Source organism: Polaromonas sp. UBA4122 (assembly GCA_002381615.1).
In the GTDB taxonomy this organism is placed as follows: domain Bacteria; phylum Pseudomonadota; class Gammaproteobacteria; order Burkholderiales; family Burkholderiaceae_C; genus Polaromonas.
The window spans coordinates 1-15955 of sequence record DFWY01000038.1 but is presented as its reverse complement, the minus strand read 5'-3'; the positions used below and the strand labels follow the sequence as shown (position 1 = coordinate 15955).

Here is a 15955-nt window from a genome sequence, read left to right as displayed (position 1 = left end):
CCCCAGGTTTGGACGACGGTGACCAGCGTGACCGCATGCCCATCCCTGTGCCAGTTCAGTGCATCACCCAGGACTCTGAGATCAAGACTTTCCATCAATCCACCTCTTCATGTTAAGTTTTACGCTCACGTTCTAACCTCATCCTGAATCCGTGACATCAAAGGCGATCCAAGCATCACGGCGTAGAGTTACTGGTGTTTTCATGGGAAATCCCGTTCCGCCAAACTCTCGCGGGCTGGAATTACACGTGGCCGGGTTTATTCGGTTCGTCCTGCAGATATCTCATCATCCTCGGTCGGCCAGTCACTGATATACGCCTTGAGCATGCGATTCTCAAAAGTCTGTTCTTCGTAAACCGCTCGTGCAACATCATGGAACGAAACCACACCAGCAAGAACAGGACCATCAAGTACCGGCAAGTAACGCTGGTGGTGCCGGATCATCATGGCCCGAAGCTCCTGCAATTCAGTCTCCAGCGTAGCTGCGATAGGGTTCGGATTCATGACCGCTTGAACCTGCAGTTCGCCCACCAATGGCAGCGGCCCCTGCAGTGCACCCTTCTGACGCTGGGCCAAGATTCGAATCACCTCGCGAAAAGTGACCATGCCCACTAGTTGCGGGCCGTCCATCACCACCACAGACCCAATGTCATTGTCGGCCATCGTAATTACACAGTGCGACAACAGACAGTTCGGCTGCACGGTAAACAGCGCTGCCCCCTTTGATTTCAGAATATCACGTACTCGCATATTGGTTCCTTCACAAATTCGAATGTATCCACTCGCTTTGCAGTGCCGCCATCACCGGCCTAATTACGCGTTTTTGCTGCAGCCACGAAACACTATTCGTGACAGCCGCAACTTCTCCAAGCAAGGACGCGGGAATCTCCGCCGACGTCTTGCTCTCGCCATCAAGTCCCACCGGGCCATGCATGCGCTCGATCTCGCCTTCGGTCAAATAGAACACAGGTGCAACCGCTTCTCGCGTTTTTCAGTGTTCCACTGAAATCCCAGCGTCCAAAGCATAAAGTCTTCGCTGTGAGCGGGTTAAGCAGCGCCACCTCGTCAAGCCTGGGATCGTTAGTCAAGTCCACGATCACTTTCTACTACTTCAGCTGAATTTCACGCATGACATCGTTGCGGATTCCTGGCAGCGTCGGCAGGTCGAGGGCACACAGATCAAAAAAATATTCTTTTCTTGGACCACAAATCAGAACTTCGAAATATAGGGCTCTGGCTATTTCTGCCAGCACCCGTGATAGTGGCCTGACTCTGATCAGCCACAGTCGCGATCGCGATCCAACCATCACGGATATGCTGATCCAGAAAACGTTCACTGCGTCGCCATGATTTCGGTTGATCTTCGTGTGCTGGCTATTGGAGACATTGGGGTACGCCAATCAGCATGAAGCGTCCCCCTCTGAATGCTGCACAGCGCCAGTGCCCTGCAGAAAATCGAAGTCGCAGCCGCAGTCGGCCTGCAGCACATGGTCCTGGTACAACTTGGCGTAGCCGCGCGGAATGTACGGCAAAGAGGACGGCAGGGCCTGACGCCGGCGCGCCAACTCGACCTCATCCACCAGCAGATCGAGGCTGCGATTTTTGACGCTGAGCCGGATGCGGTCCCCATTGCGAACCAGTGCCAGCGGGCCACCTGCAGCGGCTTCCGGTGTGACATGCAACACGATGGTGCCAAACGCTGTACCACTCATGCGCGCATCCGAGATGCGCACCATGTCTTTGACGCCTGCCTGCGCCAGTTTTTTGGGGATCGGTAAATAGCCGGCTTCTGGCATGCCGCTGCGGCTGGTTGGGCCGGCGTTTTGCAACACCATGATGTCGTCCGCTGTGACATCGAGGTCCGGGTCATCGATCCGGGCGCTCAGATCTTCCAGCGAGGTGAAAAGCACGACGCGGCCTTCCTTCTCGAACAGGTTCTTCTCGGCGGCCGATCGTTTTAGAATCGCGCCACGTGGCGCCAGCGAACCAAACAACGCCACCAGTCCACCCACAGGTTCGATCGGATCACTGGCGGGTCGAACGATTTTGTGGTCAATCCATTCGCCCGTTTCGGCATCAAGCCGCTCACCCAAAGTCTCGCCCGTCACACTCACGGTGTCGAGGTGCAGCAGGGGTTTCAACTCCCGCAGCAGCGCACTCATGCCGCCAGCTGCGTAGAAATCTTCCATGTAGTTGTCACCGGTTGGCTTGAGGTTGACCAAAACTGGCGTCGTCTCGCTAAGCTCGTTCAAGCGCTTCAGCGAAATCGGGATGTTGAACCGGCCCGCCACCGCTGTCAGATGGATGATGGCGTTGGTCGAGCCACCCAGCGCCAGCAGTACGCGCAGCGCGTTTTCGATCGACTTGGGCGTGATCACGTCGCTGGGGCGCAATACCGGCACCTGTCCCAAGGCCATACGGGCAGCCAGAGTGCCGCTGGCTTCGGCGGCCCGCAGCCGGTCCGCGTGCACTGCCGGAATCGCGGCACTGCCTGGCAACGACATGCCAAGCGCCTCGGCAATACAGGCCATGGTGCTGGCGGTACCCATCACCGCGCAAGTCCCTGCCGTGGTGGCCAGCCGGCCCTCCACTTCATCGATCTCTTCCCGTTCGATCTTGCCAGCGCGAAAGTTGCCCCAAAAGCGACGGCAGTCTGTACAGGCACCGAGCCGCTCACCTTTGTGGCGCCCAGTCATCATCGGGCCCGTTACGAGCTGGATTGCTGGTATGTTGGCAGAAGCCGCACCCATCAGTTGGGCCGGCACGGTCTTGTCACAACCACCAATAAGCACCACCGCATCCATCGGCTGGGCTCGCACCATCTCTTCCACGTCCATACTCATCAAATTGCGGAACATGAGACTGGTGGGATTCAGAAAAACCTCGCCCAGCGAGATCGTTGGAAAGTCAATGGGCAAGGCACCAGCCGCCAACACGCCACGTTTGACAGCTTCCACCAACTCTGGCATGGCCCGGTGGCAGTTATTGAAGCCTGACGGACTGGAGGCGATACCCACGATCGGCTTGCTCAACAGCTGCGAGGAATATCCCATCGACTTCGCGAACGATCGACGCAGGTAAAGGGAAAACGCGCGGTCTCCATAGTTGGTCATCCCGTTGGAGATGCCTTGGCTTGTCTCTTCTTCATTCATCAATGATCCTTTTGTGTGAATACCTGGTAAAGCTTGCATGATCATCATCCTGTCATCGCAACGCCGGCGGGCATGCCTGCCAGAACGAGGCCGACCCCGATCACCGCAGCACTGACCAACGTTAGGATGATGCCAATCTTGAACATGTCCTTGAAACTGAAGTATCCGAATGCGTAGGGCAGCACGAACGACGGGCTTTCAGTGACGAGAATGAAGTGTGTGGACGAAGCGAATGCGGTCGCCAGCACCAAGGTGAGCACCGGGAACCCATGCTGCTGCGCGTACGAGATTACAAACGGCACGTTCACCGACGCTGCCGCGCCAAAGCTCGAGAATCCAAGCGAATCGACTGCTACCAGCAAGGTCACCGCAAGTGGCTGAAGCCGGCCGTGAAGCTCGGCCATCGGTGCCAGCGCGGTCTGTGCAGCCCAACTCGCCAAGCCGCTATCGGTGGCAGCAATTCCCAGGCAGAAGCCGCCTATGACCAGCAGCAACGCGCCCCACTCCATGCCCTTCTCGAACGTACGCCAGTTGCCAATGGCGCCATACCGTGGCACCGATAGCAGGCCCATCAGGAGCAGCGACACTAGCGCGATCGGGAGGTGGCTCCATTCACCGCTCAGCCACAGCACGACGCCGATGAGGAACACGATGAGAGTGGTCACTTCGGCCGTTTTCCACCGGCCCATGATCTTGAGCTGCTGCGATACGTAGTCGGGACCAAATGGCAGTTCGCTGAATTCGGGTTTGAAAATTCGGACGATTAGCGCCCAGGCGATGAACGTGATCATCAGGGAGATTGGCGTCGCGATCATCGTCCATTGCATAAAGGAAATGCTGATGTGGGCATTGCGGGCGAGAAAGCCCATTGCGATGATGTTGGCCGTCACGCCAGACGGGGTGGCGATGCCACCCAGCGTCGAGCCGAGCATGATCGCCATCATCATCGCGCGACCAAAGTTGCTTTTTCCAGGCTTGGCATTTGCAGCCTGCAGCAGAGCGACCGTGATTGGCAGCATCATCGCCACCACCGCCACATCCGTGATGAACATCGAGATGGCGTACGAAAAGAAGAGAAAGATGCCAATGACACGGTTGACTTTGACGCCCGAGACCGACAGCAGCAAGTAAGTCATGCGTTTGCCAAGGCCCGATTGCGTAAACGCCACTGACAGGGCCAACACGCCAATCAAGAAAGGCACCATGCTGTCGCCGAAGCTCTCGGTAAAAGCCTTGTTAAGCTTAACCACGCCGGTTAGGTGCAACATTACTGGCACCATCATCGCGGTCACCGGCACAGGCATCGCCTCCGTAATCCACCAAAGAACCGTGGCCGCCATCACGCCCAGAGTGTAGACAGCGGCTGGCTTCATCCCGGTCGGCACGGGCGCGATCAGCGAGAAGCCTAGCAGCCCAAATCCGATTAGCAGGAAAATTAACTTTCGCGCGCCGCCTCGTTTCTCCAGTGCGGTATCGATCTCGCCCAATTCGAGGGAAATTGCTGACATGATTGTTGTCTCCTATGATGTTTTTTTGTTGAACCGCGCGGCTCGTCAAAGCCGCGTCTTGATGAACTTGGGCTCGAGATAGTCTCGGATGCCCAACGCTCCGCCTTCTCGTCCCATGCCGCTTTCCTTGACGCCGCCGAAAGGCATTTCGGCGCTGGCAATCCCCAACTCATTGATACCCACCATGCCGGCCTCTATCGCCTCGCTGGCCAGCGTCGCGGTCTTCAATGAACTCGAAAACAGATAGGACGCCAGCCCGTACGAGGTGCTGTTGGCAAGACGAATCGCCTCGTCGAACGAAGAAAACGGCGCGATCGGCGCCACCGGAGCAAACGGCTCCTGGAGCATGATCAATGCATCTTCCGGGACGTCAGCCAGCGCAGTCGGGGCCAGGTAGTAGCCCTTGTCGCCAGCTACATATGACGGCCGGCCGCCCCCGGCGATCAGGCGTGCGCCATGCTTGAGCGCGTCGCCGATCAGTCGGTGTGCGTTGTCCAGGCCGCGTTTGTTCGCCATCGGGCCGACTGCTGTTTCCGGGTCGAGGCCGTGCCCCACTTTCAGGCTGTTGGCTACCGCAGCAAAGCGTTCGCAGAACGCGGCGTACAGACTTTCGTGTACGTAGAAGCGCGATGGCGAGGCACACACCTGCCCGCAATTGCGGTATTTGAAGCGCGCGCACTGCTCTGCCGCGTAGGCCACGTCCGCATCCTCAAAGACCAGCACTGGTGCATGGCCACCCAGCTCCATGGTCACGCGCTTGACGTTTTCGGCCGCTAGGTGCAACAGCCTCTTGCCAACACCCGTGGAGCCTGTCAGCGTCACCTTGGCCACGCTCGGCGAGCGCACCAGATATTCGGAAATGAAGGACGAGTCGCCGGTGACCAGATTGACAACCCCTGCCGGAACACCGGCATCGTGCAAGGCCTGTACGACAGCCATGCAACTGCCCGCCGCCTCGCTGGCGGGCTTGACGATCACCGAACAACCGGCGCCCAGCGCGGCTGCGATCTTGCGTGACGGCAGCAATGCCGGAAAATTCCAGGCAGAGAAGGCTGCGACCACCCCCACGGGCTCATAACGAATCTGCATGCGCACCTCAGGAACGCGTGCCTCCATGGTTTGCCCGTAGATGCGCTGGGTTTCACCCGCATACCAGTCAAACTGGTCCGCAGAATCGGAGACCTCGCCCTTGGCTTGCAACAGTGGCTTGCCGGTTTCAATGGACATCAATTTTGCGATACTGTCCGCGCGACTGCGGATCAGGTCGGCCGTGCGACGCAGCACCGCGGCACGCTCCCACGGCGAGGTGCGGCGCCATGTGGCAAAACCCTGCTGTGCGGAGAGAAGCGCAGCATCCAGATCGTCCTGCCCGGCAGCCGGTAACCATCCCAACACTTCCTCGCTGGCCGGATCGATCACTTCCCGCACACCGCCCTCCTTGGCGGGACGCCAGTGGCCGTCGATGAACAGGCCGTATTCGCTGTAAAGACCAAGGTTTTCAAGTTTCATGTTGCTTGCTCCTAAAAATCAAATAGTTGAATTGGCGTAGCGGCGCTGCACGTCTGCGCACCAGTTGCCGACGTTCCAGGAACCGTAAGCGCCCAGGCCGCCTTCGTCTGCCGTGCCGGCATAGACCGGGACATGCACCAGCGACAAGCCATCGTGGGCTCTCGCCGCTTTCAGCGCAGCCTGCAGAGATTCGAGGGTATCGCCACCCCACACCGCCTTGACACCGGAAACACTCGATGCGAGTTGGACGTAGTCAACGGCGACGCCATCGTTGGTGCGAAAGTCGATGCCGTACTGGGCCTGCTGCAGGCTGGAGATCGCAGCCATCCGGCGGTTGTCGAAGATGACAATCATGCCTTTGGCGCCGTGTTCGACCGCGCTGATCAACGCCTGCGGGTTCATCATGAACGAGCCATCCCCCGTGAATGCGATGCCGTAACGTGGTTTGTCTGCCAGTCCGGCCGCAATCACCGCGCAGGTGGCAAAGCCCATGTAGGACGCTCCCGTCTCGGTATAGGTATCGAAAGGCTGATCGTCCTCCACCGTCTGGAAACCGTTGGCCTGCACATCACCAGCATCAAAGAATTTGACCGCAGAGTTAGCTTTGGCAAAGTCGCAGACCGTCTTGATCGCCGCCGGCTGCGACAGCACAGGGCGTTGCCAGACATCGTCAGCAAGCCGCTGCGCCAATTGGCGCGACGCCAGAAAACGCTTCCATTGCGCCTTCATCCCGGCACATTCATCGAGCCAGGCTTGGCGGGCGTCTGAAGGCGTCCCTGCAACGGACAAGGCGCGCAGCAATTGCCCAATGACCACACCGATGTCACCAGGGAGCGCCAGCGTTGCGTTGTAATGCGCCACGTCAGCCAGATCGGCGTTGATATTGATCACTGCTTGCACCTTCGGATAGCCGACACCCGAGCAGTCGGCCTGGCACACCGCACGTGAGCCCACGACAAGCAGTAACTCACCGTGTTCCATCGCATGGTTACCACTGATTGACCCCTTGCTGCCGCCCACATGCATGTTCTGTGGATGGGCGTCCGGCAAAACACCAGTGGAGCCCGGCGACAGTACCACCGCTGCACCACTGGCCTCGGCCAACGCACGCACTTCAGCGGAAAAGGCGCGACCGCCCCCCCCGACCTTCATCACAATGCGGCTATGGCTGCGCATCAGCGCTGCCACCTGCGCAATGGCTGCATCATCGGCCACGCCGGTCCGCGGTAGCTTGAGCCGCTCCGGCAAGGCGCCCAGGTTCAATTCATGAATCACCTGCGGCTGCGTGTTCAGCGGCAACAGCAGGAAGAACGGTCCGGCCTTGATCGGGTGGTGCACGCACTGCGTGCCGCGGCGCAGTGCATCACGTAAGGCCTCTGGTGTGTGCAGCACATAAGACTGCCCCATCAGCGCCGTCATCTGCCCGAACAGATGCTGCTGTGGTTTGGGAACTTGCTGCATGTTGTAGCCTTCCCCGTGCGTGGTCTCATCCCCGTAGATGTGATAAACACCCACCCCGTTGGAAGCCGCGGCCAGCGAGCCGGCCAGCGCCTGCAAAGCGCCCGGACCAATGGAGGTCACCACAGCACACGACTCGCGGTATACCCATGCTAGTGCGGTACCGGCATGGGCCATCTCCACTTCATTGCGGAAGTTGAACACCTGGGTCACGCCCGCATCGGTATAGACGCGCAACACTTCACCCAGATCGGTTGAACCATGGCCAAAAATCGCAAGGTACTTGCGTACACCCTGCCGCAGCAACCCCAAGACCAGCCCTTCGGACAGCGAGACACTGACCTGCTTGGGCAGCAGCCCGCTGTCCAGTGCAGCCTGCAGGCCGCCAGCGCTGGCAATCGCCGTTGCGCGAGCCTGCTGGCCCTCAGACCCCAACTGCCCGATCACTGACGTGTTAATCGTTTGATTCATCCGCATTTCCTTTATAAGCCTATGACTACTGTTGCTATATCTTTGAACCGGCTTTTTCCATCATTTTGGACAGCGTGGCATCTTCAATGGCAATGGTTTTGCCAAAGTCGGCAGATGCCTGAAAGGCTGGTATGAAACCGGGACTCGCGCCCTGCGCCTTAAACTCGGGGCTGTTGACCGTCTTGCGAATAGCCTCTTCCAGTCTGGCCACCGTGGACGGCGGCGTCTCTTTGGGGGCCGTGATGCCACGCCACAAATCCGCTTGGGACTTGAGGCCCTGATCTAGCGCAGTTGGCACGGAAGGAAATACAGGCTCGCGCGAAGACGCCAACACACCAAGGATCTTGAGCGTGCCTGCCTTGACGTGCGGCGTTAGCGCGCTGGGCAATTGCACAAGAGCGTCAATATGCCCGCCCAGCAGACTGGTCACGACTTGCGAACCTGCTAACGGAACATCCAGCATCTCAACGCCTTCATTATTTAAAAATGCTACTGCTGAGGTATGGATGTGGCTGCCGCTGCCGGTGTTGCCTATACGGAGCGCACCCGGGCGCAACTTGGCATAGGCCACCATATCCCTGAGATCCTTCGACGGAACCTCGGTTTTGACGGCCACTACCACTGACTCAATGGTGACACGGGCCACAGGATCAAACGCCCGACAATCAAAAGGCACTGTGCCGAAGTAGTAGGCCGTTGAGATCGAGTTCGAGTTAAACACGATGAAATAGCCATCCCGCTTCTGTACCTGCACATACTTGTAGCTAATCGCCCCGCCAGCTACGGGCAGATTCATGACCAACATGTGTTGCCCAAGATGCCTCGAAATACCGTCAGCCAGCCCCCGTGCCACCACGTCGGTCGATGATCCGGCCGGAAAGAGCACCGTCAATTCCACCGGTTTGGCCGGAAAATTCTGCGCAAACAAGGGCGCAGCCGTCATAGCCAGCATGAGCCCGTATCCGATCACACACAGCCGCTGAGTGATTTTGACTTGTCTGAAACGCATGGTTGTCTCCAGCGGTTATTCCATCGTCAAATCCCTGTCGTGCCGCCCAAATGCTCTAGACTTTGGCCCGTCAGAGAAATCCTTTTTACCTGTCAGACCCGTTCGCTACGCTTACCTTGTGTCGCTCGCTTGTGCCGCAGCGCCTCCATCACGCGTTCGGGCGTGGCCGGCAGTCGGGTGATTCGCACACCCACGGCATCGTAGATGGCGTTGATGATGGCCGGGGCCGTCGGCGTGATCGCTGGCTCACCAATGCCCTTGACACCCAGCGGCGTCTTCGGATCGGGTTCGTCAATCAGGATCGACGTGATCTGTGGAACGTCCAGCGCAGTGGGCAGGATGTATTTGGCAAAGCCTGGCGTGGTGGTCTGGCCATCGACCTGGATGTAGTCTTCCATCAGCGCATGCCCCACGCCCATCACTACGCCCCCCTCGATCTGGCCCTCCACCTGCTGCGGATTGACCACGCGACCCACGTCGTGCGCGGCCCAGACGCCCAGCACCTGCACCTCGCCAGTATCGTCGTCCACTTCTACCTCGGCGATTTGCGCGCCAAACACGTAACTCTGCCAGGGCGTGGACTCTCCGGTGTCCGGATTGAGCCCCGTGTGCTGCGAGGTGAACAGACCACTGCCGACGATGACGATGCCGCGCTGATGCTTCAGCACGTGCACCGCGCGCGCCATGGTCATGCGCTTGGTGGGCGATCCTTCCACCCAGACTTCACCTGCGAATGCGTGGATACTGCCGGGCGTCACGCCCCAATAGGCTCCCATTGCGTCGCGAAACTTGCCAAAGGCCTCACGACAGCCGATAGCCACCGCGTTGCCGATCATGTAAGTCATGCGGGTTGCTCCGGCATGCGCGGCTTCCGGCACGCGCGCCGTGTCGTTGTCCCCCAGCACGATGTCTTCGGGTCGAACACCCATCTCCTGCGCCGCGATCTGGCACAAGCCGGTGAGAATGCCTTCGCCAATCTCGGTGACACCGGTGGCGATCTTCACCGTGCCGCCATCGTCCAGTTCGACCCAAACAGCCGCCCGGTCCATTGCAGCCGTGCGGGCAATGCCGTACCAGCCACAGGCTACGCCGCGTCCCCGATGTTTCATGTTGTTCTCCTCATTTGTTCAGCATATCGGGGCTGCCGGCCGGCACCGGTTCGCCTGGCGATGACAGGCGGACGCCCAGCGTACAGGGAGCGCGCGTCCCCGGTCCAGCGAAATCGGTGCGGGGCTGGTGGTCGGCGCCTTGGCGGTAGGGCACACCAGCGTCCCAGCCCGCCGCAGACACAACGGCCGTCAGGCATTCGGTCGCCAGCACGCGGTCCAGTTGCTGGCGGGTATGGGTGGTCGCGCCATCGCGCATCAGGTTGATCATGCGCAAGGCCACCGGGTCCATGCCCAGCCGCTGCGCGCACAGGTCCAGGTGTGCCTCGGTGGAAAACTCCGACTGGAATGCACCGAACGCACGCATCGCCCCGCTGGGCGTGTTGTTGGTGTACACGCCAATCGCATCGACCCAGACGTTCGGGATGGCGTACGGCCCCGGCCCCAGAATCGCCGATTTGTTCATCACGTAGGGTGTGGACATGGCATAGGCGCCCCCATCCGACACCATCACCATCTTGGTCGCGGTGATGCGCCCATCGCGCTTGAGACCCATGGTATAGCGGATCTTGATTGGATGCCGCTTGGCACTGGCAATAAAACTTTCCTCGCGGGTGAATACATAGCGCACCGGTCGGCGGGTCTTGATCGCGGCCAGCGCTAGCATGCCCTGGTAGATCATGTCTTCCTTGCCGCCGAAACCGCCGCCCACAGTGCTCATGATCATGCGCACCTTGTTGATGGGTCGTCTCAGAATCCTGGCCAGCATGTGGCGATGATGCGTGATATTCTGGCTGGGTGACTGCACCGTGATGCAGCCATCCGGCTCCAGGTATGCCAGGCCGGCTTCGGGCTCCAGGTAGGCATGTTCGATCGGCGCGGTCTGGTAGGTCTCCTCCACGACCAGGTCCGCTTCCTTGAAGCCGGCGTCAACGTCACCTTTGCGGATTTTGGTGTGCTTGCAGATGTTGTTTCCGGCGAAATCGTGCAGTTGCACGGCGCCCGGCTGCATCGCCCCTTCCGGATCAAACAGTGCCGGCAGGATGTCGTATTCGACCTGAATGCTGCGCACCGCCGCCCGGGCAATCTCAAGCGTTTCGGCCGCCACCGCCAGCACCGCTTCGCCCACATAACGCACCACACCGCGCGCCATGACGGGCTGGTCTTCAATAGCCACGCCAAAGTTGTCGATACCAGGCACATCATCACTGGTGATGATGCATTCCACGCCGGGGATGGCGCGGGCGGCGCTCACATCGATACGCACGATACGGGCATGCGGGTGCGGACTGCGCAACACCTGTAGATGAAGCATGTTGGCCATCCACATATCGGCTGCGTACTTGATGGCGCCCGTGACTTTGGCCGGCGCATCGAGCCGCCGCGTGCTGTGCCCGACAAAATTGGTGCTGTCCTCCTCGGCTAGCGCCGATTCGGGCTTGCTGCCGTTGAGCACATCACGCGCCAGCTCTACCGCGTCCAGAATTTTTTGATAACCGGTGCAACGGCAGATGTTGCCGCCCAAGCCCTCCTTGATCTCGTCAAGGCCGGCGTCCGGATTGCGGCGCAAGGTGGAAGTCGCCGCCATCACCATTCCGGGAATGCAGTAGCCGCACTGGCTGGAGCCGCACTTGTGAAAAGCGCGCTGCAATACCGTCATGCCGTGGTCGCGATCCAGATCATCAATCGTTTCCACCTCAGCGCCCTGAATCTTCTGTACCGGCGTCAGGCAGCTCTTGACCAGCTTGCCATCCACAAACATCGAGCAGGTACCGCACTCGCCAGCACCACAACCCTCCTTGTTGCCGGTGAGCTTGAGCTCCTCGCGCACAAAGTCGATCAGGCGGTAGTGATTGGGTACGCTGCGAGTGACCTTGCGGCCGTTCACCGTGGCAGAAATCTCCGTCATCGGGTGCCGGCCATCGGCCGGCGCCGCAGAATTGAATGCTGCTTCAGACATGGCCTGACTCCTTGGGTAGGCGCTGGATAGCCAGACCTGCATGGGCGAACGCGGAAATGAGCGCACGTTCAACGAAATTGACCAACACCTCGCGGCGATACGCTTGCCGGCTGCGCGAACGCACCCGGCTAACCGCCATTTCAGCCGCGTCGCGCAAGCTTCCGCTGGCGGGCATCTGACCCGTAAGAAAATCCTCCACATCGTCCAGCCGCTCAGGCACCGGGCCGACTGCGCCAATGGCGATGCGCACATCCTCGATCCGGCGTTTGGTCCCATCGAGCTTGACCAGCGCGGCCAGACAAACTGTGGAGATCACCATGGAACGGCGGTGTCCCACTTTCTCAAACGCAGCACCGTAACCTGGCAAGGCGTCCAGTTCAAGGCGCGTCATGATTTCATGCGGCTGACGCAGGGTCTGGCCGGGGCCGACAATGAACTCCGACAAGGGCAGCGTGCGCTCCAGGATGCGCCCGTTTTCACGCCGCGCCAGGGTCACGTGCGTATTCATCGTCAGCAATGCCGGCTGCGAATCGCCTGCCGGCGACGCATTGACCAAGTTGCCCCCAACCGTCGCTTGCTCCCGAATCTGGTCATCCGCGAACCACACCGCGCAACATCCCAGCACCGGCGCCTGCTTTTGCAGCAGCGGGTCGTTCTGGAATGCTGAGATCAGGGTGGCCGCGCCCATGCGGATGCGCCCATGCGCCAGGCTCACCCCGCGCAGCTCGGCTATCCGGCTTACATCCACCAAGGCGCTCAGATGCACGTCGCCGGCACGACCGTCTCTTGCCCAGGGCAAAAGATCAGTCGCGCCAGCTACGATGCGTGCACCGGGCACACCATCAAGGGCATCGAAAGCATCATCCAGCGTAGCTGGAGTAAGGTAGTGGTCAAACGTCAGCACGGGGCAGCTCTCAGCAACCTTCGGGGTGGGTCATCTTGACCACGACCTTGATGGCGTCGTCGATACGTTCCCGGGCGTGGCGCAGCGCGTTCGGCACTTCTTCGAGAGGGAAGGTATGGGTATGAATCAACTTGGCATTGAAACGTTTCTGCGCCATCAGCGCGGCCGCACGGTGCGTGGCACTCTTACCTTCACCGCGAATACCGTACAGATAGATGTTGTTGCGCACCAGCGCCGCAACGTCAATCGGCACCGGCTCGCCCGGAAACGCGGCCAAGCAAATGCGGCCACCGCGGCGCAGCATCATCGCCGCATCGTTCACCGCATTCGGTGCACCCGAACACTCAAGCACGTAATGGGCGCCACCGTTGGTGTATTCGCGCACTTTCTCGACCGCGTTTTCCTTGGTTACGTTGACCGTATAGTCAGCCCCCAGCTGGCGGCCTATTTCGAGCCGGTTGTCGCGGGTGCCAGTGAGAATGACTTCGCTGGCACCCAGTGCCTTGGCCACCCCCACACCCATCAGGCCGATGGGGCCGGGCCCCATCACGACCACCGACTGCCCGGCAACCAAACCGCCGATCACGTCCAGACCGTACATGGCGGTACCGGCCGTGACAATCAACGTGGCCTCTTCGTCGCTCATATCCTGCGGCACTGGTGCCAGGGTGTTGATGTTGTTGATGGCGTACTGGGTAAAGCCACCATCGGTGGTGAACCCGTTGGCGCGGTGACCCTTATTCATTTCGCCGTAGTTCTTGCCGTAGTTGAGGCAGGCTGTGTACATGCCTTCGCGGCAGCGCTCACAACGGCCGCAGCCGGCATGCACCTCGACTGTCACGCGGTCACCCACTTTGTACTCATCCACGTTGGGACCGAGCTTGACCACCGTACCCATATATTCATGGCCGGGCGTGAAGTTTTTATTGAAAGGCAAGCCCCCCTGTATCATCGCGGGTGGACCCCTGTGGATGATTTCCAAATCGGTGGCGCACACGGCAATGGCGTCGATCCGCACCAGCACTTCAGCTAAGCCGGGCTTGGGCACCGGCTTATCCACATAAGTAAGTTGATTTGGGTCACCCAGCACCCAAGCCTTCATGGTTTCGGGAATTTTGTAGCTGCGAGGTGCTTCTGTCACTTCGTTCATGGCTGAATCCTGTAAATGGTTGAATGTTTGCCACACAATCTCCGGTGGGATGCGGTGTTGACGTATTAAATAGGCATCGGGAGTCATATTCAAGTCAGTGCTGGCATGTGCATGGAAACGTGTAAGAGTTTCGATGAATAATCCAATCTGGAGCAACTTTGATCAATTCACCATGTGCTTTATTGCGTTTTCAGTTCTTGACCATCTCAGCATTGGGTGGATCCGTTAGGCGGAGAAAGCATTGAAAACCCGAAACCCCATGACTCCCGTAGCCTCACACCAACCGGATGTAGCCTTGGCTCGGCGATCCCCAAAAAAGGACAATCCGGAAATAAAAACCTACAAGATGGTTGAACGCTCTGACCGGCTCGACTTCGAAATCCGCAGTCACACTGTTCGTCCCCCCGTGACAACGCCACACCGCCACGAGTTCTTTCAGATTGAGGCCAACGTTGCCGGGGAGGCACATCATGTCATTGGTGGACAGCGATGCAGCTATCCGGCTCGATCCCTGATTTTCATTCTTCCCTATCGGGTGCACTACGCCGCTCATGAGTTGGGGAATCCTGACTACTACGTCATTAACTTTGCCGCCAATTTTCTGCGGCAAGACTTTGACTTGTCTCCACTGGAAATGGAGGCCGCTTCCATCGCGAAGTATCCAGAATTGATCCCGTTCCTCTATGAGGGCTACGTTGACTTCGTTTTCACTGAGCAGGAATTTGCTCATGTCAGCGCCATACTTAACCGGCTTACCCAATTGCATAAAACCCGCACGTTGGGCACCATGGAGAGAATTCGTGGCGCCTTGCTGGAACTCATCGGGTTTGCTGTTGAACGTCATGCCCCCGCCCTGCTGGCACTTTCAGAGAATCGAACATTCATGCAGGGCCGCTCGGATGCCCTGCGGCGTGTTATGACGTTCATCGATGAAAACCTGAGTCGCGACATTTCTTTGAACGAAGTCGCAGAGGCCACCTTTCTCTCCCACAACTACCTGTCCCAGTTGCTGAAAAAACAAACCGGCATGGCCTTTATAGAATGGCTAACCGCGCGCCGAATGGAGCAGGCGCAACATCTTCTCGCGCATACCGTCCAACGTATATCCGAGATTGCGAATTCCGTAGGCTTTGCGGATGATGCCTATTTCACACGGCGCTTTCGGCAAAGATTCGACCAGTCACCGAGCGAGTATCGAAAGTCAATGCGCAGAACTTGAGCAGAAATTTTCACGAGTTCAACTCCAACACCAGGTTTTTGTTGAGAGCGGATATGCCGTAAGCGGGATTCTCGAATTCGAACTCAGATGGTTTTTTGGTTTTGAAAATCATCTAGCCGTCTTCCTGCCCCCGAGGTAGGTGGTGGATTTAAAGTGAGTTTGCGAACTTTCTTTAATCAACTGGAGGCTGAGATGAAATACTGCGGAATTGACCTTCATTCGAACAATAGCGTAGTGTCGGTCCTCGACGAGGAAGATCACGTTGTGGTCGAGAAACGTTTACCCAATGATCTTGCAAAGATCATTGGGCTTATCAAACCCTGGCAAGAAGAGTTGGCAGGTGTCACACGAACCAAAGTTGTCAACTGGTTGCGGGTTTTCCGAAAGTCTGAATCGGCTGCCAGGGCGCATAAACACTGGGTTCGTGGAAAACCAGTGGCCTCAGGCAAAATCCGTCTGCTTTGGCGGGCGAAATGGCGCAGAGCAAGGCCCGTCAGTAAGATTCGTGTG

Annotated in this window: 12 protein-coding genes and 1 pseudogene; 2 read left to right on the top strand and 11 right to left on the bottom strand. The window is 58.7% G+C overall.

Translation table 11 applies throughout. From position 1 onward, the window contains the following. Positions 1-257 precede the first annotated feature (257 nt). The 11 genes from B3F77_RS05715 to B3F77_RS05665 form a co-directional block, all read right to left on the bottom strand. Positions 258-749, bottom strand: coding sequence for a CBS domain-containing protein (locus B3F77_RS05715; RefSeq protein ID WP_293604033.1), 492 nt, complete (start codon positions 747-749; stop codon positions 258-260). Positions 750-759: 10 nt separating this feature from the next. Further along, the gene (locus B3F77_RS05710) at positions 760-966 is read right to left on the bottom strand and encodes a hypothetical protein (protein ID WP_293604032.1); all 207 of its coding nucleotides are present in this window, start codon (positions 964-966) and stop codon (positions 760-762) included. 433 nt (positions 967-1399) lie between these two features. After that, on the bottom strand, positions 1400-3151 hold the full coding sequence (locus tag B3F77_RS05705) for an IlvD/Edd family dehydratase (protein ID WP_293604031.1): 1752 nt from the start codon (positions 3149-3151) through the stop codon (positions 1400-1402). A 44-nt stretch (positions 3152-3195) separates the two neighbouring features. Continuing rightward, on the bottom strand, positions 3196-4659 hold the full coding sequence (locus tag B3F77_RS05700) for an SLC13 family permease (RefSeq protein ID WP_293604030.1): 1464 nt from the start codon (positions 4657-4659) through the stop codon (positions 3196-3198). 45 nt (positions 4660-4704) lie between these two features. Beyond that, a complete protein-coding gene (locus B3F77_RS05695; protein ID WP_293604029.1) occupies positions 4705-6168 on the bottom strand; it encodes an NAD-dependent succinate-semialdehyde dehydrogenase in 1464 nt (487 codons plus the stop codon). 18 nt (positions 6169-6186) lie between these two features. Next, a complete protein-coding gene (locus B3F77_RS05690) occupies positions 6187-8097 on the bottom strand; it encodes a thiamine pyrophosphate-dependent enzyme (RefSeq protein ID WP_293604028.1) in 1911 nt (636 codons plus the stop codon). A gap of 34 nt (positions 8098-8131) precedes the next feature. Continuing rightward, positions 8132-9106 (bottom strand): Bug family tripartite tricarboxylate transporter substrate binding protein, encoded by a 975-nt coding sequence (locus B3F77_RS05685; RefSeq protein ID WP_293604027.1) that lies wholly within the window; start codon positions 9104-9106, stop codon positions 8132-8134. 92 nt (positions 9107-9198) lie between these two features. After that, a complete protein-coding gene (locus tag B3F77_RS05680) occupies positions 9199-10215 on the bottom strand; it encodes a xanthine dehydrogenase family protein molybdopterin-binding subunit (RefSeq protein WP_293604026.1) in 1017 nt (338 codons plus the stop codon). 10 nt (positions 10216-10225) lie between these two features. Continuing rightward, on the bottom strand, positions 10226-12172 hold the full coding sequence (locus B3F77_RS05675; RefSeq protein WP_293604025.1) for a molybdopterin-dependent oxidoreductase: 1947 nt from the start codon (positions 12170-12172) through the stop codon (positions 10226-10228). After that, complete coding sequence (locus B3F77_RS05670; RefSeq protein WP_293604024.1) at positions 12165-13076, bottom strand: FAD binding domain-containing protein; 912 nt, start codon at positions 13074-13076, stop codon at positions 12165-12167. Before B3F77_RS05670 ends, B3F77_RS05675 begins: the two co-directional genes overlap by 8 nt. Before the next feature lie 10 nt (positions 13077-13086). After that, positions 13087-14226 carry a zinc-dependent alcohol dehydrogenase gene (locus B3F77_RS05665; RefSeq protein ID WP_293604023.1) on the bottom strand — a complete coding sequence of 380 codons (1140 nt, stop codon included), beginning with the start codon at positions 14224-14226 and terminating at the stop codon, positions 13087-13089. A gap of 259 nt (positions 14227-14485) precedes the next feature. Here B3F77_RS05665 and B3F77_RS05660 point away from each other — a divergent pair, with 259 nt between their 5' ends. Together B3F77_RS05660 and B3F77_RS05655 are read left to right on the top strand one after the other, a co-directional pair. After that, positions 14486-15445, top strand: coding sequence for a helix-turn-helix transcriptional regulator (locus B3F77_RS05660; RefSeq protein WP_293604022.1), 960 nt, complete (start codon positions 14486-14488; stop codon positions 15443-15445). 192 nt (positions 15446-15637) lie between these two features. Beyond that, a pseudogene (locus tag B3F77_RS05655) lies at positions 15638-15955 on the top strand (hypothetical protein); the annotation flags it as partial.

Excerpts from the sequence above, each read along its gene's own strand:
- B3F77_RS05660 (WP_293604022.1), top strand. The coding sequence starts at position 14,486 with ATGACTCCCGTAGCCTCACACCAACCGGATGTAGCCTTGGCTCGGCGA.
- B3F77_RS05715 (WP_293604033.1), bottom strand. The coding sequence starts at position 749 with ATGCGAGTACGTGATATTCTGAAATCAAAGGGGGCAGCGCTGTTTACC.
- B3F77_RS05685 (WP_293604027.1), bottom strand. The coding sequence starts at position 9,106 with ATGCGTTTCAGACAAGTCAAAATCACTCAGCGGCTGTGTGTGATCGGA.
- B3F77_RS05705 (WP_293604031.1), bottom strand. The coding sequence starts at position 3,151 with ATGAATGAAGAAGAGACAAGCCAAGGCATCTCCAACGGGATGACCAAC.
- B3F77_RS05690 (WP_293604028.1), bottom strand. The coding sequence starts at position 8,097 with ATGAATCAAACGATTAACACGTCAGTGATCGGGCAGTTGGGGTCTGAG.
- B3F77_RS05680 (WP_293604026.1), bottom strand. The coding sequence starts at position 10,215 with ATGAAACATCGGGGACGCGGCGTAGCCTGTGGCTGGTACGGCATTGCC.
- B3F77_RS05665 (WP_293604023.1), bottom strand. The coding sequence starts at position 14,226 with ATGAACGAAGTGACAGAAGCACCTCGCAGCTACAAAATTCCCGAAACC.
- B3F77_RS05675 (WP_293604025.1), bottom strand. The coding sequence starts at position 12,172 with ATGTCTGAAGCAGCATTCAATTCTGCGGCGCCGGCCGATGGCCGGCAC.
- B3F77_RS05700 (WP_293604030.1), bottom strand. The coding sequence starts at position 4,659 with ATGTCAGCAATTTCCCTCGAATTGGGCGAGATCGATACCGCACTGGAG.
- B3F77_RS05695 (WP_293604029.1), bottom strand. The coding sequence starts at position 6,168 with ATGAAACTTGAAAACCTTGGTCTTTACAGCGAATACGGCCTGTTCATC.